Here is an 18093-nt window from a genome sequence, read left to right on the forward strand (position 1 = left end):
CGGTTCGGCCGACACGTCGAAGCCGGGCGGCCGCTACGACTCGCCGCCCAAGTTCGACGTCATGATGATGATCGTGCTGCGGAAGTTCGTCGTGCGGCCGTAGGCGTCGGTCAGGCGGCCTTCGTCGAACAGGCCGAGCAATACGTCGAACACTTCCGGCGACGCCTTTTCGATCTCGTCGAGCAGCACCACCACGAACGGCTGCTGACGCACGCGCTTCACCAGTTCGCTGGGCGGGCCGTTCGGCCGGCCGAGCAGCCGTTGGGCCGCATCGAAACCGCCGTACTCGCTCATGTCGAGCCGCACCAGCCGGTCCTGCTTTTCGCCATGCTCGAAGAGATAACGGCAAAGCGTTTTGGCAAGCTGCGTCTTGCCCACGCCGGTGGGTCCGGAGAACAAGAGCACGCCCAGCGGCCGGTGCGGATCGTTCAGTCCGGCCTTGAAAGCCACGACCAATTGGGCTGCTGCCCGGCAGGCCGCGTCTTGGCCAACGATCTCGCGCCGAAAACCGCTCAGCACGTCGTCGAAGGCCAGCGGCAGGTCGTCGCGCAGCAACGGCTCCGGCAAGCCAGTGCGGCGGACGAAGGCGGCAATCGCGTCGGCGGCGCTCGCTTGCGGGCGATGCTTTCGCTGGGTTTGGTCGAGCAAGTCGTCGAAGAACCGGACCGTCTGTCCGGGAAAGGTCTCGTAGGGCGCGAACCGCCGGAAAAGATCATAGACCACGGCCGCAGCGCCGTCGGCCACCGTCACGCCCGACTGCTGCCGACGGGCGACGGCCTGCCGGTCGAGCACGGCCAGCGCGCGGGGCCGGTCGAGCGGTTCGACCGACACGATCTGGAACAGGTCGATCAAGCCGGGCAACAACCGCCGTAGCGCCGTCAGTTCGCCGGCGGTGGCCTCGCCGACCAGCCGCAGCTCGCCGCGTTCGAGGTACGGCAGGAAAAACATGGCGATGCCGTCGCCCGGCCCATCACCACCGGCCAGCGCCAGATCAAGCAGGTTTTCGACACATAGCACGCCGCTGGCCCCGCTCAGCTCTTCGACGATCTGCTGGCAGCGTGCTTCCCATTGTCCCAGATATTGCATGCCCGCGATTAATCGGCCTGCGCTGCTTAGCCAAAACGTCAGCCGCTCGTTGTCGCGTTCGTCGCCCGCATCGCCTGTAGCAGCGGCGGGCTGCGAAGCGTTGCGATCGAGCTGGCGGGCGGCCTCGGCCAACAGCATTGTCTTGCCGACGCCGGTGGGACCGACCAGGAGTAGATTGACCCGCGAAGCGGTAAGCTGCCGGGCAAGCGCGGCGGCTTCACTTTCACGGAGCCAGGCGCGCGCGAACCGCCGCCGCGCAGCGCGGTCGTCAAGCGGCTCGGCGACCGCGCCCAGCCCCGGCAAATCGGCATCGGGCTTCAGCCGCCGCGACCGGTCCTTCACGCGGATCACGATCTCGTCGAGCGTGATCCGGCCCGGCGGCAAGACGCGCGCCAGCTCGCGCGGCGACGATCCTTTAAGCTGCTGCTGAGCGTATTCACCCACAAGTTCTGCCAGGGCCGAGGCGTCGTGATAGTAAAAGTGGAAGCCAAGCGTCGGCAACGCCGCGAAATGGGGACCGCCGGCGTGATGTGCGGTCACGCACGGAACGCGCAACGGAAATGGCTCGTTGCCGGCATAAACGCGCCCGTCCGATTGGTATTCGGGCCGCACGGCGGCGATGAACTCCCGCAGTTCAACGTCGACCAGGTTGGACGATCCGCGCCAGGGCTCACGTTGATAGAGCCAGGCCAAATAGTCTTTCAACTCGTCGCAGGCGCGGTTGGCGGTCGGCGCCGTCGCCGCCGGCGCGTCGTCGAACACGCTGTCGACCGTCAGGGCGGTAAAAAAGTTCTGAGCGTCTTGCCAGACGACGATGGGGAAACGATGGAGCGGCATGGGGGATGGGAATTGCAAGTTGCGAATTGCAAATTTCAAATTGGCAAATGACTGACGAACTCCGGCGGTGGTTCGAGCGCGGCTAAGACAAAGCTCCGCAGGTCGTGCGGGGTCGGGGAACCGGCCACCGAAAGACCGCTGCGCAAATCGAACGTCGCCCCGCCCTCGCTGTAAACCCGCACTACTGGCAACAGCGGCTGAGGATCGTCATCGACTGTCGCGCTGCCTTCGGCCAAGGCCGCCAACCACCGGCGCCGCCGCTCGACGAACGAAGCACGCGCTGCTTCAGCGTCGTTATCGATTACCGGCACTACGGACACCTGCAGAGGAACAAGGTTCTGCGCTTTCGGGCAAAACAGGTGCGTTCCTTCTTCCGCCCTTGCGACGGCCAGGGCGTGCGGCCCGCCGACGGTCAGCGCACGCAAAGTGCCCTGGGCCGACAATGGTTGACAGTCGAGCGACAGCTCGCTGATGAACATGTGGGCGTACCAACTCGCCAACGCCGTGGCCTGGTCTGCGCCCGCGCCGCGAGGCGAAACAATCACAACCGCCTCGTCGCAAGTCGATTCGCCGAACTGGGCCATCGCCTCGACCAGCGCGGCCTCGTGCGAGAGTTGCTGGACCTGATGATCGAGTTGCTGCCCGAACCGTGACGATCCGCCGGCCAAGTCCTTCAAATAGCTATGGATGTCGTCGACAATGGCCAACTCGCGTAACAGTCGCCGTCCGCCCAAGCCCCACTTGGCCAGCCCGCGACGGCGCGGCGAACCGACCGACGGCGGCAACCAACCCGGTCGCGGCGACCGCTCAAGCCGCTCGGCGAGCTGGTCCGCATCACGCCGCAGCTTGTCGCACTGCTCCTTGACCAGGAAATAGCGGAACTGCTCGGCAGAACCGGCGGTCGCCAAGGCGACCCTGCTTTTTTCGCATCGCCGGTCGCAGCCCGCGCACAGATTGGGTGGCTACCCTCGCGACGAGCGGTCGAGCCTACTATACTGTTTCACAGCGCGCCTCCGCGCAGACGGCCCAGACTCTGCCTACGCGGGGTTCGGTTCGGTCGCGCTGCGTGGGCGGGTCACGACGCCAATGGCAACGGTAAGTCGTTCTAGGCAGTGTCTTTGTGCTTGTGTGCTTGAGGCCAATCGATGACGAGTGAGGCGTTACCCACGGCGAGCGGAGGAATTGAAGGCGCCAACCACCTCGATGGCGGAGCCTGCCGCGTCGAGCGGATCGGCTTCGCGCGCGCCTCTGAGCGCGCCGCAGCCGCCAGAGCGACCAAAGGTGCTTTCTACCGCGCAGAGCGGTGGTGCTGGTTCACCGCGACGCTGGCGGCTGTCGAATTCTCTTTGCAAGGACCATCTGTATCCCTGGATCAGGCTTGCGGGCGCTGGGCGATCGTTCTTGGGGCGGTAGCAGCGGGCGCTTTGCTTCGGGCCTTGACGGCCAGCCGAAAGGCGCCGTAGTTTTCCCGCGCGCTTGGTTACGGGAACGTGCTGACGACCGGACAACGTGGAATGACCGGCGGCGGACCACGGGCGGCTCGGCAGTGGAAAGCTGAGGGCGCGGTACATTCGCTTCGTTTACCATCCGGTTCGTCGGCCTGCCTCCGTCCGACCGACCAAATCGCGGCCACCAGAAACGGCTGTAGCGCGCTCGTCGCCTCCGGGTGCGGACTGAAGAGCAGGACGCGTCCACGCCCATACATGCTCGCGATTATTGCTGGCGTGTTGATCATTGTCCCTCGCTGGCATTCGTGCGCGGAGATTTCCGTCCTGAATAAGGCAATCGACGCAAAATCTGGCAAGTCTGCTCTGTGGCCACTCAGAAATATGGGTCCGCTGCTGTAGCGGACGTTCACGGTTTTCCGCACTTCTGGAAAGAGCTCCGCGCCTATGTCGGTGAGTTCTATGCCAACCATTCCTGTTCCTCGCGCTGCCAACGGGATCTCTGACCCATGCACATTTCTGGTGCCCGTAAGTGTCCGCGCATTAACCAGCGCGAGGCTCCAGTCGTAGCCGGACGTTGCGAGAAACGCGCCGCCGCAGATTCCGACGTAGCCGCCGCCGCCTCCTACAAACTGGCGTATGGCCGTCCGGCCCCTGGAACCAAGAGCAGCGGCCTGTTGTTTGCCACTTCCGCCTGGAACAACGAGAACGGCGAGTGAAGAGAGGATCCCCGCATCGATTTGCGCTGGGGTTACCAAACGGCATGTAATTCCGCAGTCCGCGTTAAGGATGCCGCAGATACGCTTCGCGGGTTCCGGTTGACTAGAGTCTGCGACTAGAACACCTGCGCTCGCGGCAGCCGATTTGGAAAAAGCCGCGCCGCGTGCGTTTAGGCACGCGGCGAACCCCTGCGGCACGGATTGCCGAGCGCCGCCCGACCAAACAAATTGGGAGAGTGAGACGCCGACTAGAGCGAGGGCAACGGAGACGAGGGCCGCTGCCTCCCACCCGTTGCGCATGCAGAGCGAAATTCGGCCCGAAGCGTCGTTTGTAAATTTACTATTGGGTCGCATTGGCGTCAAAAGGAGGCGGCACGCCGCGCAAGGAGACTCTTTATTTTATCTGCATCCGCGCTCGTTACGTGCCAAATCCAAACGGAGTATCCAACCCTCGCATACGGTTCAAGGTCCAAAAGGTAAGCGTGGCGGCAGGCGGGCTCGCAGAGCCGATGTATGCTAGCCGCATACCAACCGACGAGCGGCCCCTCGCGCGTGAGGAGGTCATGACCCAGATCGAGGCTGACGAGCCGGATGTCGGCGCCCGAGCCCCCGAGCCTCTTAATATGCGCATCGTGGAAAAGCTCCGAAGCGTAGGAGTTGCGAAACAGCGTATAAAGCACGTCGATACTCGGGTTTCGGGAGCACCACCGCTCAAGATAAAGGATATCCTGCCCCCAGTCAATGTTCGAGTCGACTAGATAACGGTGCCCACGCAGAGGTCCGCCCGCAAGCTCGTTGAAATATGACATCGAGTGCGGCCAGACGCCCAGGCCGCTCACCAATGACAAAAGCAGCAGGGAAATAAAGATTCGGTGCCTCATCTCGTGCGGGGCGCGACGAGGTGGCGCTGAGCCGCCAATCGCGATGAAGAGGAAAGGCATCGCGGGCAACATGTAGCGAAAGTGGCGATTTACGCCCGTTTGCGAGCTCACCAATGCCAAAATCGCCACGACTGTGACCAAGATGAGTGCTTCACCCACACGCCGGTAGCGCCGAGGCGCATAGTCTTCCTTCTTGGCCATATTCCGCCGACAGCGCCATCCTGACCGCCGGAAGCAACTGCGGAGGCGCGAGCAAAGCGCTAGGAGCAACAAAATGCATGTTCCGAGGGGGATCTTCAGAGATGCGCAAACGAGGTAATAATACCACCAGCCGCGCTGAGACCATTTGCCGCAGAGATAGGACTCCAAGCCCGCCTCGAAGTCGAGCTTCTGGATGTCCATGCCGAGTAAGTAGTCGCGCGGAACCGGAACTGGCAGCAGGCCGAGCCAACTGCCGCAAAAGCGGTTGCCGCCGGCGCCGCCGTCAGCCGGAGAATCGGCCCCGGCCAATACGCGCGAGACGAATGTAAACTGACCCAGGCGAGTAAAGGACCCGTCGAAAGCGTAACCGGCGTTTAAGGCGGCGAGACCGGCGCCAAGCACCAGAATAAGTTGCAGCGCCGCGCGGCGAGCTCCGCTCAGGCCCGACCGTCCTTCGCGAATGGCCAAGCCCGCCCACATCGCAGGCAAGATGGCCAGGAGGACAACCCAGGTCATCTTTGTCAGCAGCGCGAGGCCCAGCGCAACCCCTGCGAGCAGCGCACGACAGCAATCGGGACGCGCAAGCCATCGCCAAAAGGCGTAAGCCGCAGCGACACCTGCGCTAGCAGCAGCGGCATCGGGGCAGATTGTTGCGGACCAGGCCATTATGTTCGGCGAAAAACACCAAAGGATAACGGAAACCAAGCCCGCACGGCTCGCGTACATTTCGCTTGCCCAGTGGTAGCAGCAAACGGCACCGAGCACGCTGAACGGCAGACAGACGAGCCGCCCCAGGGCGAAAAAAAGCTGCGCGTCGGAAGCATTGTCACGCACCAGACCAACGCCGGCGCTCCACTCTCGTCGCCGCCGGTCGCCGTGGCCACGGGGCGGTGGGTTCACGCCCGCCTTCGCTCCCAAAAAATAGGCAGGTGCCGACGCGACGAGCCGCACAAGTGGCGGGTTAACCGCGTATAGGTCAAAATCCCCGGACGCCAGCGTATGCAGGCCGGCCGCAAGATGCGCGGCCTCATCGGAGACCGGCGCGTTTCTTGAGGAGATCCAGGCGACCAGAACACAATGGACCAGGATTGCCGCGGCTGCGAGCAAGCTCGCTGTACTACTACGGTTTTCGCGATTTGCACGCTTGTCGTTGGCCGCAAGCAGCACGGCACGTGCGGCCGAGACATGCCGATGGGATCCCGAGGCGCCGGCAAACCGTCCGATTGCATCCCTACACGCGCACACGGACTCGGGAACCTCTCCGTCTATACGCGTTTCGATCTTCGCTTGCGGCCCACGGCCCAGAGCACAGCGGCCAACGCGAGAAAACCTATGTTTATTATTAGAAGCGCGACACCTCTCGGCCGTCGCGCCGATGGGGTCGTCACGGCCGTGTTATCGTCGCCGGCGTATTGGCTGACTGGCACTACCTCACCATTGTCATAGCGCATAACCGATCCAGCTAGGTCGTCGCGAAGCTGGTCCCCCTGGACCAGCCCGAGGCGATCCAACGAAAAGCTTGCAGCGCCGATCTGCCCATTCACTTCACAGTTGTTAAGCGTAAAGTCGCGAGACAGCTCACGTTGCTGCGTATCATCGTCAAAGTATTTATCTAACCGGTAGTGGCTCGGTATGTACACACCGGAAACGTGCGTGTATCGCCACGTTCGGTCGAGAGTCGCAATTCCACTGGGGCTTCGTTCGACGAGCCTTGAGGGGTTGTAGCCTGCGTCGACGTTGAACGTCGTCTCGACCACCGTCGGCTGCTCCGACAGATCGTCGGGACGGACCCGATATTCCTGCACAAGCCTGTAGCCCGCGTGAGACGTCGATCTGACCTCCTCAATTCGAAGCGCGAGCGATTTGCCAGCTTTGAGCCAGTCGGCGCTGCTCTTTAATGCATCGGCAAAGCTCATGCTGCCACTGTAAGCGAAAAACGCCCGCGGGTCGATAACACTTGAATACCTGGCGAAGCGCTTGCTCTCCGCTGCGCCGCGACGCACGGCAGAGTTAATCCCTTTGCCCCTCGCAATCTGGAATCGCGGTGCCGCGCCCGGCGGTTCGGCCGGGATGCACTCGATCCACTCATCCACCGTAATCAGGTGACGCTGCCGAAGCGGGACCTGTCCCCAAATTTCGGTCACACCACTCGCAAGGTCGGTCACCGCCGCGTCTCCGACAACCTCATACGTGGTCGCCAGATTGTTCTTACGCATATCGAGGTCAAACTGCACAACAACATGGCGGACCTCCCACCAGCGCCCTTTCCTCGTAGTTCCGAGCAACTCTCCGCGCGCGGCGTCATCGCCTACGCGCGGTTGGATCTGGCGCATTTCGGTTCGGTATGCCCCGTCCTCTAAGGCGTATGAACCTGACCAGCTGGCGAGCCGTTCGTAGTTAGCCCTTATTTCCCCTTCGATCATGCGGATAATGCCAAGGCGCCGGTCCATCTCGGCGTTTTCTGCTACCGTTTGGTCGGGATATGCGCATGCGGTACGAAAAAGAGCCATGCATGCAAAAATTACCAGAGAGATGATGGACCACGATCGGCTCGGTGGAATCAAACACATGAATTGCCGCCGCTTGCCATTTTTGCGATATCGGGAGACGAAGCGACATTGCGCAACTTGGGATGCCATACAAAGAAAGCTGAAAGTTGCCTTCATTTATTACTCTTCGGTGCAATCGAGCACACTATCATTCGCGATGTAGGTCGTGCTCGGCGTGCCAGGCTCACATTGAGTGCATTTTGATTGCGGGTTACCGTTTTGGCAATAGCCGTAGACGCTCGGCGGCTGGTAGCATCCGTAACCAAGATACAGAGAAGTTAGGCAAGAATAGGAGTTAAAGCATGCGACGAACGTCGTCAGTCCTTGCTGCGCGCTGCCTGGAGTCGCGAGCACCTCGTGCGAATTGCCTGTGTAGGTTCTCCCGAAGTTGGTGGTCCCGCACGTTACACAGCCGCCTGGGCACGGTTGACTGTTGCTCGTAGCGCAGTCCGTTGTATTTGGCAGAAGGGCGTAGTTGCAGTCGGCAGCGACCGCCGGCGGAACAATTCCGTCACGGAGACCGAAGAGGTTCGTTAATAGCCACGCCAATAGGAGCAAACACCGAAGCGCCCGCGAGCCTACCATTTCTACGAACATGAGGGACTCCTTTGCATTTGCGAACTGAAAATTTAGTGATCATCGCCAACAATGGCGACTACGGGCAACTCGACTCGTTCCTCCCAGCCCTCCGCGTAGGCCCGTAACACGATTGGGGCGTCGACAGGACCGTTTTTCTGGAAGCATGCATGAACGCACATTGACAGTCCGCGCTTGGCGGAGGTTATCTTTTCAACAGCACATCCGTCGGGCACCTTTATTACCTCGGCAGCAAACGAGGTGCCATCGGCAGCCACCAGGTCAACGATCCGACGTTGTGCATCGTCTGGGCGGCACCGGCCAAATGCGACAACGCTAGGGACGACTTCCACGCGATGCGGGATCACGAACGACACCGGCACCTCGATAAGCGGACGGTAACGGCTGGTGGTCGAGATGCCCACTACAGACTTGTATTCGCCGGGCTCAAGTTCGCCAGCGTCAACCGCAAATTCCAGGCGGGTCTCGCTGTCCTGCGGCGCCGCACTTCCCATTTGGACAGTTGCGATGACCGGGAGATCCGCGCACGAAACGGACGTTAGCTGAAATGGATCCTCGGGGCCGCTTTTAAGTCGCAGAGACCGACTGGGAAGTTCACCGCGCGGCACTCGCCCGAAGTCGATCTCCGCTGGGATCGCGTACACGGTACGAACTTGGTTTCCAAAGATAGTGAACACGACCTCACGATGGTTGCCCCCAGCCATCTCCATCAGCCGCAACGTGACCGTCTGTCGGTAATTAGTGTTATCTGCGGTCTTTGTTCGCACGACGAGCGAGTCAGACTCATTTTTGCTTAGCGGTTTGCCATTGGCCAGCTCAGCGGTCGTACATGTGCAGCTGCTTGAAAGATAGGCCACACGGATCCGTGGGGCACTTTGATTTGTGAGAGTGAACTCCGTCTCGGCCTCCGAGAACGGCTCAGTGACGCCAAAGCTGTGCCAGAGCCGATCGATCTTGATGCGTGCCTCACCGACCGCGATCATGACCCCATTTTCTGAGGATCGTTGGACCCAAACTCGTCGCGGCTTCAGCGTCTCGAAGCGCCGAAGCGGGACTAGTTCGGGCAAGGCTTCGCGCGAGAGTGCCTGGATGTACCGATGGTTGCCGAGGGTGACCAAGCCAAACACTACCTGGAAATCCTCAGGCGCTAACTCAAGAACGGCCGCGCGAAGCCCTGCAGTTTCTAGGTACGCCATGAAGTCGACTCCCATCAGCCGCGGACATTGGGAGTCCCATTGATCGCCGGGACACTTAGTTGGTGGTCTGCCTCTCCAATCTGGCGCGTGCCGGGGGACGATGGCCCCGAGTTGTAGCGATGCTAAGTAGGCAGCCGGCGAGCGCGGGGCGACTGTGGCATCCTCCGGTGTTGCGGTCGCGGCTGCGGGCACCGGCGGTTTGCGAGCAGAACATCCGGGCGTTCCAGCGAGAAGGGCCAACATGCAAAGGACGACTCGGTTCACCACCGCCGCGCACAGCGGTACGCCCCGCCACGCGGTACTTATACCCCTCGGGCTTGCCGGACGAACCGCAGCCAGAGTGGCCGCATTGCTAGCAATTTCGCGAGCCAGGTCTCCGGACTCACGGACCACGCGCAGTCCGAAGGTGCTGTGCGGGCTCGGGCGATCGAGTGCAACGAAGATCGCCCTCTCATCACATGCCGAGCACGCCGTCAGGGCGCAGAAGACCACCCGAGCGCGCGAGGGCGCTACAGCCATTCGCCGACAGCCACGGCACATCTTGCAGCTCCTTTCCGGGATTGGCCGTCACGGGACAGTTGCCGCTTGCACGATCACGGGGCGAGGGTCGTTCACCGTGATCGGGCGACTGCAGTTCGTTTGGCCGAACCCAACGCCTTAGTCTTAGGATCCGTCAAAACACTTGTCAAGTACCTCGGTCATATAGAGGCAGGCACGTAAAAAGGCATGTATAGCTGGATCCAGCGGGAGGGCGGGCGCAGCTCAATTCAGCGGTGGCACGTGCTGGCGGCCGACAGCAGCGGCAGGCCGGAGCCCCGCATATTCCGCCGCGGCAGGCCGGTAACGCGCGAGAACGCCCGTGTGACGTCGGCGACCGAGACGACCGAACCCGGCGGCGCATCGTGGCAAAGGTTTTTCAGCAGCCGCAACGGACGGCCGGGATAGGCGGAGTAGCCGGCATAGCGGCGGTGCAGGCGGTCGAGCACATCGATGGCCGCCGCATCGAGCCGCGCCGCGCTGGCGGCCGCTTGCCGTTCGAGGATCAACCGCCCTCGTTCGCGCGTCGGCTCTTCAACCCGTATCGTGACGAAGGCCTGGAGCAACTGCGGTGCATCGCGCTCCAGCAAGGCGAGTTGTTCGGGCGTGCATTCCGTGACGGCCGTCAGATCGCCGCGCACCAGGTATGGCCGTAGGAACGAGGCGATGCTCTCGCTTTGCGAAATGCACTGGCCCACCTGTGCGAGCTCAATGAGATTGCCCAGGTATACGACGGCCTTCTTCTTGGCGGCCTCGCGGCAGAGATCGCGACACCGCTCCTGCCACATACCGAATCCCGACATGCCGGCCACAAGCCGTGCCCCGCTGGTCGCCCAGAACGCCGCGCCGGCCAACCCGCGGCGGCGGCGCTCGCGCACCAACTGATAGACCGCGGCCGTCTTTCCCACGCCGGCCGGCCCAACCAGCAGCACGCTCCGCGGCGACGGTCCGGCGAGCAACTCGGCAAGTTGCGACACCGCGGCGTCTGCTTCGAACGCTTCCGCCAGCGGCTCGCTCGATAGTTCGACCGCCGCCTGCTTGAGCACCGACGACTCTTCGTCGTCCTGTTCCAGTTCGCGAAGTGCGCGCTCTTTGGGCGTCGGCAATCGCACCGTCACGCTCGTTTCCGCCAGCTCGAGTTTGGAGCGCCGCGCTAGCCGCACCAGCTTTTCGAGCGAGGCGGTGGCCCCGAACCGTTCGAGTGCCGAGCGGATTTCCGTGGCCACCGCCGCTTCGAGCCTGCCGGCCCGCGGTTGCAGCACTTCGATGTCGAGCGCCGGCACATAGGCCAGATGGGCGTCGGGCGACGGGCTCCAGTTGAGGTAATCGAACTTTAAGATCACTTCACTCTGCCAGAAGGCGTCGCGCGGCGGCGCGGGAACGGCGATTTCGGCCTGCCGGAGCTGATAGGGCCATCCCCAGCGCCGGCGGTGCAACTCGGCGGCGGGCAGCGATCCGAGCGTCTCCTTCGCCCGCCGCTCCAGCAGCGCGCGGGCCTTCTCTCGATCGGCGGCCAGCAGTGAGTGCTCGGCAAACAGGGCGATTTCCGAGAGCCACCAGCGGTCGTCGATCTGTTGGGCGATCGCGAGCAGTTGCTGTTCATAGTCGGCCATGAGATCCTCTGCCTACGTTGAGACGCGCCAACGTCAATCGGTTCGCGGGCGCCGCAGTTGGTCGTCTCACGACTCTTCAGGGTTTGCGTAAAGATGGCGAATGACTCGGTTGTGTGCCAACCCATAATGTCCTAGATTGACAAAAGCCGGCGAGGGCAAACAGAGCGGTCCTTCGGTGCGTCGCTGCGCCGGCTAAGAAAACAGCGCGGTCTGCGGCGCGAGGACGTTGCTCCCAACGTGCCGTGATTGACGCGAACTATTATCGCCCCAGGCGAACGCCTCGTCCAATGAGTTCCAGCATGCTCCATGACGGCCTAAGTCCAACCTCTTGCTTGACAGTCCGCATCGTCCGGCGTCAAATTGCTGTTTCCAGCCGACGAGCAACCGAGAGATACCAAGCGTGCCCAAAAAAGCCCATATCCAAGCCACGATCAACGGCGAACCGACCGAATTCCTCTGCGAAAACCGGCAGAGCCTGTTGGAAGCGCTGCGCGACGAGTTGCACCTCACCGGCACCAAAGAAGGTTGCAACAACGGCAACTGCGGCGCCTGCACCGTGATCATGGATGGCGTGCCGGTGAATAGCTGCCTGGTGCTGGGCGTGGAGTGCGAAGGCGCCAGCATCACCACCATCGAAGGCATCGCCGAAGAGAACCACCTGCACCCGATTCAACAGTGCTTTTTGGAAGACGCCGCCTTGCAATGCGGCATCTGCACGCCCGGTTTTATCATGGCCGCCAAGGCCCTGCTCGACAAGAACCCCAATCCGACGGAACATGAAATCCGCTTCGAGCTGGCGAACAATCTTTGCCGCTGCACGGGCTACGACAAAATCGTGCGGGCCGTGCAGCACGCCGCCCGGCGGCTCGTGGGGCAGCCTTCCTAGGCCGTGGTCACGGGACGAACCATCGCAGCGACGGGCCAGAAGCCGTCCCACGAAAACTTCAGGAGGTTACAACGCTCATGCCCATCGACACTCGCGAAACCATTGTGGATGAAGGACGGCTGCCGCGCGGACGCGGCGCCGCCGCGCCCGCCTACAAAGTCATCGGCACGCGGCCCATCCGGCACGACGGCGCCGACAAGGTGACGGGCCGCGCGGTCTACGGCAACGATTTGCAGCTTGCCGGCATGCTGCACGGCAAAGTGGTGCGCAGCCCGCACGCCCATGCCCGCATCAAGCGGATCGACACCTCGGCGGCCGAAAAGCTGCCGGGCGTGCATGCCGTGGTGACGGCGGCCGACTTGCCCGACCTGCGCGACAAGATGGCCGACCTGGGCGAAGGCCGCGTGAACCTGGCGCACCTGGGCGCCAATGTGCTGGCCCATCAAAAGGTGCTCTATCGAGGGCACGCGGTGGCGGCGGTGGCGGCCGTCAGTCCGCACGTGGCCGAAGAAGCGGCCAGGCTGATCCAGATCGAATACGAACCGCTGCCCGCGGTCACCTGGGTGCTCGACGCCATGAAACCCGACGCGCCGCTCTTGCACGCCGACGTCTACACCGAAGACATGACCGGCCACCGCACCAGCGACCAGCCGAGCAACACGTCGAAGCACCTATTGTTCGAAGAGGGCAACATCGAGCAAGGCTTTGCCTCGGCCGACGTGGTGGTCGAACGCGAGTTCAAGACCGCCAGTGTTCACCAAGGGTATATCGAGCCGCACGTTTCGACGGCCCTGTGGAACGTCGATGGCCAACTTACGATCTGGACTTCGACGCAGGGCGCCTTCACGGCCCGCCAGCAGACGGCCGAGTTGCTGCAGGTGCCGATCTCGCGGGTCAAGGTGGTGCCGTGCGAAATCGGCGGCGGCTTCGGAGGGAAGATTCCCGTTTATCTCGAGCCGGTGGCCGCGCTGTTGAGCCGCAAGTCGGGCCGGCCGGTGAAGATGGTGATGACACGGGCGGAAGTGTTCGAGGGCACCGGTCCCACGCCCGGCTCGTTCGTGCGCGTGAAGCTGGGCGCCCAGAAAGACGGCCGCATCGTGGCCGCTCAGGCCTGGCTGGCGTATGACGCCGGCGCGTTCCCCGGCGGCATGATCGGCCCCGGCTGCATGTGCGTGTTCGCCTGTTACAGCGTTCCGAATTACCGCGTGGAAGGTTTCGATGTCGTGCTCAACAAGCCCAAGACCGCGGCGTATCGGGCACCGGGCGCCACACAGGCCGCCTTCGCCGCAGAGCAGGTCGTCGATGAGCTGGCCGAAAAACTGGGGATGGATCCCATCGACTTGCGTCTGAAAAATGCCGCCTGCGAAGGAACCAAGCGGGTGGGTTGGCCGGCGTATCCCAAGATCGGCTTCATCGAGACCTTGCAGACGGCCAAGAACCAGCCGCACTACAAGACGCCGATTTCGGGCAAGAACCGCGGCCGCGGCATCGCGGCCGGCTTTTGGTTCAACATCGGGCTGAAGAGCAGCGCCTCGGCCAGCGTCAATCCCGACGGCACGGTGACGCTGGTCGAAGGCTCGACCGACATCGGCGGCACGCGCACCAGCGTGGCCATGCAGTTGGCCGAGACGCTGGGCATTGCGGCCGAGGACGTCAAGCCGCAAGTGGCCGACACCGACAGCGTGGGCTATACCGACGTCACCGGCGGCAGCCGCGTGACCTTCGCCACCGGGATGGCGGCCTATCAGTGTGGTCTCGACATCCGCCGGCAAATGCGTGAGCGTGCGGCGACTCTTTGGGAATGCGAAGCCCAGGAAGTGAACTTCGAGGACGGCACGTTCCGCCACAACGGCGAGTCGATCACCTTCAAGCAGTTGGCCGGCCGGTTGAACGAGACCGGCGGCCCGGTGCAGGGCCGCGCCGCCGTCGATCCGGAAGGTCCGACCAACGGCTTCGGCGTGAGCATCGTGGACGTCGAGGTCGATCCCGACACCGGCAAAACGACGGTGCTGCGGTACACGGTGTTGCAAGACGCCGGCAAGGCGATTCACCCCAGCTACGTGGAGGGTCAGATGCAAGGCGGCACGGTGCAGGGCATCGGCTGGGCCTTGAACGAGGAGTATTTCTTCGACGACCGGGGGCGGATGCGCAACGCCAGCTATCTCGACTATCGCATGCCGACGGCACTTGATCTGCCGATGATCGACACGGTGATCGTGGAGGTGCCCAATCCGGCGCATCCTTATGGCGTGCGGGGCGTGGGTGAGACGCCGATCGTGGCTCCGCCCGCCGCCGTCGCCAACGCCATCTATCACGCCACCGGCGTGCGGATGTTCGAGCTGCCGATGTCGCCGCCAAAGGTCTGGGCGGCGCTGGTCAAGAAAAACGTGTAGGGTGGGACCAGCGAGCTCGCGAGCGCCGGCCCACCGTAAACGACTGTGACGTGCCATGGCCATCGTGTACATCCCGACGCAACTGCGCCCGCTCACCGGCGGCATCGAATGCGTGGTAGTTCCGGGCACGAACCTTCGGCAGGTCATCGCCGCGCTCGACGCGGCGCATCCCGGTTTAGGAGCTCGTCTGTGCGGCGACGACGGCATTTCGCCGGGACTGGCGGTGTCGATCGACGGCGCCTTTACCAACCGCGGCCTGTTGGCCAAGGTGGGGCCCGACAGCGAAATCCACTTCCTACCGGCGATTGGCGGCGGCTGACGGGTGCCATTGAAATGGCCGCGCCGTAATGCGCATAATGGCAGCGCCCGCACAGAATGGCTGACAGCAGGCTTACCATGCTGATTGACGTCGCCACAACTCCGCAGATCGAGGTCTATCGCCTGCTGACCGATGTCGTCACTCCTCGGCCGATCGCCTGGGCAACGACGGTCGATGCGGACGGCCGCGTCAACTTGGCGCCGTTCAGCTTCTTTAACGCCTTCGGGGCCAACCCGCCGGTGGTCGTCTTTTCGCCGACCTTGCGGCGCGACGGCTCGAAGAAGGACACGCTGCTCAACGTCGAGGCCACAGGAGAGTTCGTGATCAACGCCGCCGTGGAGGCACTGGCGGAGAAGGTCAATCAGACGTCGGCGGAACTGCCCCACGGCGAAAGCGAGGCCGAGCTGGCCAAGCTGACACTCGTTCCCGCGGTTAAAGTCAAACCTCCGCGCGTCGCCGAATCGCCGGTACAACTTGAGTGTCGCGTCTTGCAGATCGTGCCGGTTGGACAAGGGCCGATGTCGGGCAATCTGGTGATCGGCGAGGTGCTGTTGCTGCACGTCGACGACGGCCTGTTCGCGCCCGACGGTCGCGTCGATCCCGCGAAGCTGCGGACGATCGCTCGGCTGGGAGGCGACTGGTACGCGCGCACCAGCGATCTGTTTGAGATGCGCCGCCCTTCGATCGGGTAGGTTGTCAATAGCCCGGTGAATTGTTCAGTCCCAACTCGCCGGCGACGGTCTGCATGGCGTCGATCACGAATTGGATGTGCTCGTCGAGTGGCACGCCGAGGTCTTCGGCGCCGCGGACGATGTCGTCGCGACTGACGGCGGCGGCAAAACTCTTCTGCTTCAGTTTTTTCTTCACGCTCGAGGCCTGCATGCCGGCCAGCTTTTCGGGCCGCAACCGCGCCACCGCGGTGACGAAGCCCGCCAACTCGTCGCAGGCGTAGAGCGTCTTGTCGAGCCGCGACACTCGCGGGCAATCGGTCAAATAATCGGCGTGCGACTTGATGGCGTAAATCACGTCGGCCGGATAGCCCCGTTCCGCCAGAATCGCGGCCCCTTTCAGCGGATGATCGGGCGGATTGGGCCAGCGCTCGTAGTCGAAATCGTGCAACAGGCCGACCAGGCCCCATTTTTCCTCGTCTTCGCCGAAGCGCCGCGCGTAGGCCCGCACCGCCGCTTCCACCGCCAGCATGTGCTTTCGCAGGCTGTCGCTCGCCGTATATTCACAAACCAACGCCCAGGCAGCTTCACGATTCATGTGGTCACCTCCGCTAGAAATGTATCGTTTGTGGCGGCGCTTGGCGAGCGGCAGGATGGCGGGCCGGGTGGAGGAGATTACAATGTGCGGAGGGTTCGGGGTTCGGGGTTCAGGGTTCAGGGTTCAGGGTTCAGGGTTCAGGGTTCAGGGTTCAGGGTTCAGGGTTCAGGGTTCAGGAAATTGCAAATTGCAAATTGCCCAACGCCTATCGCCTAACGTCCGACTTCGCGCAAACACACAATGCATCCCATCCATCGCCGCCGGCTACTGCTCGCTCTGACCTGCCTTTTTCTCTTCTCCGGCAGGGCTTGGGCCGATGAGCCGCCTTCGGGCCTGCATCGCTACCTGTATGTGGTCTGCCCCGGCATCCGCGACGACCCGCAGTTCGGCGGGGCGGGCATTCTCGTTTTCGATATCGACCACGGCCACAAGTTCGTCAAGCGGACCGAAACGCCCGCCAGCCGCGAACCCAAGCCCGACAACATCAAGGGCGTTTGCGCCAGCGCGGCCACCGGCAAGCTCTACTTCACCACGCGCTCGAAGCTCTACTGCCTCGATCTGACCAGTGAAGCGACGCTCTGGGAAACCGCGCCGCCCAATGGCACCGACCGCATGTCGATCACACCCGACGGAAAAACGCTTTACGTGCCGTCGTTCGAGAAAGACACCTGGAACGTGATCGATGCCGCCGCCGGCAAGCCGATCGCAGCGGTGGAAACCCGCAGCGGTGCCCACAACACGGTGGTCAGCCGCGACGGCCAGCGGATGTATCTTGGCGGCCTGAAGTCGCCGATTTTGTTCGTGGCCGACACGGCGACGCACAGCATCGTCCAGCAGGTCGGTCCGTTCGCCGGCGCCATTCGGCCGTTCACCGTCAACGGCAACCGCAGCAGGGCGTACATCTGCGTCAACGGCCTGCTCGGTTTCGAAATCGGAGACCTGACTTCGGGCAACAAGCTGCACCGCGTCGAGGTGGCCGGCTTTGCGACGGGGCCGGTCAAGCGGCACGGCTGCCCCAGCCACGGCATCGGCCTCACGCCCGATGAGAAAGAGGTCTGGGTGGTCGATGCCTTCAACCAACGGGTCCACGTTTTCGACAACACGGTCGAGCCGCCCAAGCAAACCGTCAGCGTGGCCCTGCGCGAACAACCGGGCTGGGTCACGTTCAGTCTCGACGGCAAGTTTGCCTATCCCTCGACGGGCGAGGTGATCGATACGGCGAGCAAGCGAATTCTGACGGCCCTGGCCGATGAGCAAGGCCGCCAGGTCCACAGCGAGAAGATGATGGAAATCGACTTCCGCGACGGCAAACCGGTGGCCACGGGCGACCAGTTCGGCGTCGGTCGCGTGACGGCCACCGCTCACAGGTAACCCCACCTTTGGCCAACTGACAGATTCTGTCAGTTGATCGGGTGTCCCCGTCCCGCCGGCAAGCCGAGCGAAGATCGGCGGGCATTGGTAAAGCGCTCGCGGGCCGTTTTCTTTTTGCCGTCATGCGACACGCGTGTCGCCTCGGCGCGTGCCGCCGGAGGCGAACGGGCCGCAGGCACTTTGGCTGCGCGCAGCCA

Annotated in this window: 13 protein-coding genes; 6 read left to right on the plus strand and 7 right to left on the minus strand. The window is 63.0% G+C overall.

Features of this window, described 5'->3' with window-relative positions; all coding sequences use genetic code 11:
• Positions 1-33 precede the first annotated feature (33 nt).
• Positions 34-1923 (minus strand): AAA family ATPase, encoded by a 1890-nt coding sequence (locus VNH11_33375; protein ID HVA51281.1) that lies wholly within the window; start codon positions 1921-1923, stop codon positions 34-36.
• A gap of 35 nt (positions 1924-1958) precedes the next feature.
• Entirely contained in the window at positions 1959-2831 is an 873-nt protein-coding gene (locus VNH11_33380) for a hypothetical protein (GenBank protein HVA51282.1), read from the minus strand.
• A gap of 1046 nt (positions 2832-3877) precedes the next feature.
• On the opposite strand from VNH11_33380, the gene VNH11_33385 reads away from it, so the two are divergent.
• Positions 3878-4087, plus strand: coding sequence for a hypothetical protein (locus VNH11_33385; GenBank protein HVA51283.1), 210 nt, complete (start codon positions 3878-3880; stop codon positions 4085-4087).
• Positions 4088-4446: 359 nt separating this feature from the next.
• Here the strand turns inward: VNH11_33385 and VNH11_33390 are convergent, their stop codons facing one another.
• The 4 genes from VNH11_33390 to VNH11_33405 form a co-directional block, all read right to left on the minus strand.
• Entirely contained in the window at positions 4447-6336 is a 1890-nt protein-coding gene (locus VNH11_33390; protein HVA51284.1) for a glycosyltransferase family 39 protein, read from the minus strand.
• 98 nt (positions 6337-6434) lie between these two features.
• Complete coding sequence (locus tag VNH11_33395) at positions 6435-7835, minus strand: hypothetical protein (protein ID HVA51285.1); 1401 nt, start codon at positions 7833-7835, stop codon at positions 6435-6437.
• Between the two features lie 512 nt (positions 7836-8347).
• Complete coding sequence (locus VNH11_33400) at positions 8348-9511, minus strand: DUF1573 domain-containing protein (protein HVA51286.1); 1164 nt, start codon at positions 9509-9511, stop codon at positions 8348-8350.
• 767 nt (positions 9512-10278) lie between these two features.
• On the minus strand, positions 10279-11661 hold the full coding sequence (locus VNH11_33405) for an AAA family ATPase (protein ID HVA51287.1): 1383 nt from the start codon (positions 11659-11661) through the stop codon (positions 10279-10281).
• A 400-nt stretch (positions 11662-12061) separates the two neighbouring features.
• Here VNH11_33405 and VNH11_33410 point away from each other — a divergent pair, with 400 nt between their 5' ends.
• The 4 genes from VNH11_33410 to VNH11_33425 all read left to right on the plus strand — a co-directional run bounded on the left by VNH11_33410 (position 12062) and on the right by VNH11_33425 (position 15951).
• Positions 12062-12547 carry a (2Fe-2S)-binding protein gene (locus VNH11_33410; protein HVA51288.1) on the plus strand — a complete coding sequence of 162 codons (486 nt, stop codon included), beginning with the start codon at positions 12062-12064 and terminating at the stop codon, positions 12545-12547.
• A gap of 77 nt (positions 12548-12624) precedes the next feature.
• Complete coding sequence (locus tag VNH11_33415; GenBank protein ID HVA51289.1) at positions 12625-14940, plus strand: xanthine dehydrogenase family protein molybdopterin-binding subunit; 2316 nt, start codon at positions 12625-12627, stop codon at positions 14938-14940.
• A 55-nt stretch (positions 14941-14995) separates the two neighbouring features.
• Entirely contained in the window at positions 14996-15259 is a 264-nt protein-coding gene (locus VNH11_33420) for a MoaD/ThiS family protein (GenBank protein HVA51290.1), read from the plus strand.
• A 77-nt stretch (positions 15260-15336) separates the two neighbouring features.
• Entirely contained in the window at positions 15337-15951 is a 615-nt protein-coding gene (locus tag VNH11_33425) for a flavin reductase family protein (GenBank protein HVA51291.1), read from the plus strand.
• Between the two features lie 4 nt (positions 15952-15955).
• Here VNH11_33425 and VNH11_33430 read toward each other — a convergent pair whose 3' ends face one another.
• Positions 15956-16525, minus strand: a complete 570-nt coding sequence (locus VNH11_33430; protein ID HVA51292.1) for an HD domain-containing protein — start codon at positions 16523-16525, stop codon at positions 15956-15958.
• A 240-nt stretch (positions 16526-16765) separates the two neighbouring features.
• Between VNH11_33430 and VNH11_33435 the strand changes: the two genes are divergently transcribed.
• Positions 16766-17896 carry a hypothetical protein gene (locus tag VNH11_33435; GenBank protein HVA51293.1) on the plus strand — a complete coding sequence of 377 codons (1131 nt, stop codon included), beginning with the start codon at positions 16766-16768 and terminating at the stop codon, positions 17894-17896.
• Positions 17897-18093: the final 197 nt, after the last annotated feature.

The sequence above is a fragment of the Pirellulales bacterium genome, from assembly GCA_035533075.1.
In the GTDB taxonomy this organism is placed as follows: Bacteria; Planctomycetota; Planctomycetia; order Pirellulales; family JAICIG01; genus DASSFG01.

Bases quoted from the DNA above. Each gene is read 5' to 3' on its own strand.
- VNH11_33405 (HVA51287.1), bottom strand. From the start codon at position 11,661: ATGGCCGACTATGAACAGCAACTGCTCGCGATCGCCCAACAGATCGAC.
- VNH11_33420 (HVA51290.1), top strand. From the start codon at position 14,996: ATGGCCATCGTGTACATCCCGACGCAACTGCGCCCGCTCACCGGCGGC.
- VNH11_33375 (HVA51281.1), bottom strand. From the start codon at position 1,923: ATGCCGCTCCATCGTTTCCCCATCGTCGTCTGGCAAGACGCTCAGAAC.
- VNH11_33400 (HVA51286.1), bottom strand. From the start codon at position 9,511: ATGGCGTACCTAGAAACTGCAGGGCTTCGCGCGGCCGTTCTTGAGTTA.
- VNH11_33425 (HVA51291.1), top strand. From the start codon at position 15,337: ATGCTGATTGACGTCGCCACAACTCCGCAGATCGAGGTCTATCGCCTG.
- VNH11_33395 (HVA51285.1), bottom strand. From the start codon at position 7,835: ATGAAGGCAACTTTCAGCTTTCTTTGTATGGCATCCCAAGTTGCGCAA.
- VNH11_33415 (HVA51289.1), top strand. From the start codon at position 12,625: ATGCCCATCGACACTCGCGAAACCATTGTGGATGAAGGACGGCTGCCG.
- VNH11_33435 (HVA51293.1), top strand. From the start codon at position 16,766: ATGCATCCCATCCATCGCCGCCGGCTACTGCTCGCTCTGACCTGCCTT.
- VNH11_33430 (HVA51292.1), bottom strand. From the start codon at position 16,525: ATGAATCGTGAAGCTGCCTGGGCGTTGGTTTGTGAATATACGGCGAGC.
- VNH11_33385 (HVA51283.1), top strand. From the start codon at position 3,878: ATGCACATTTCTGGTGCCCGTAAGTGTCCGCGCATTAACCAGCGCGAG.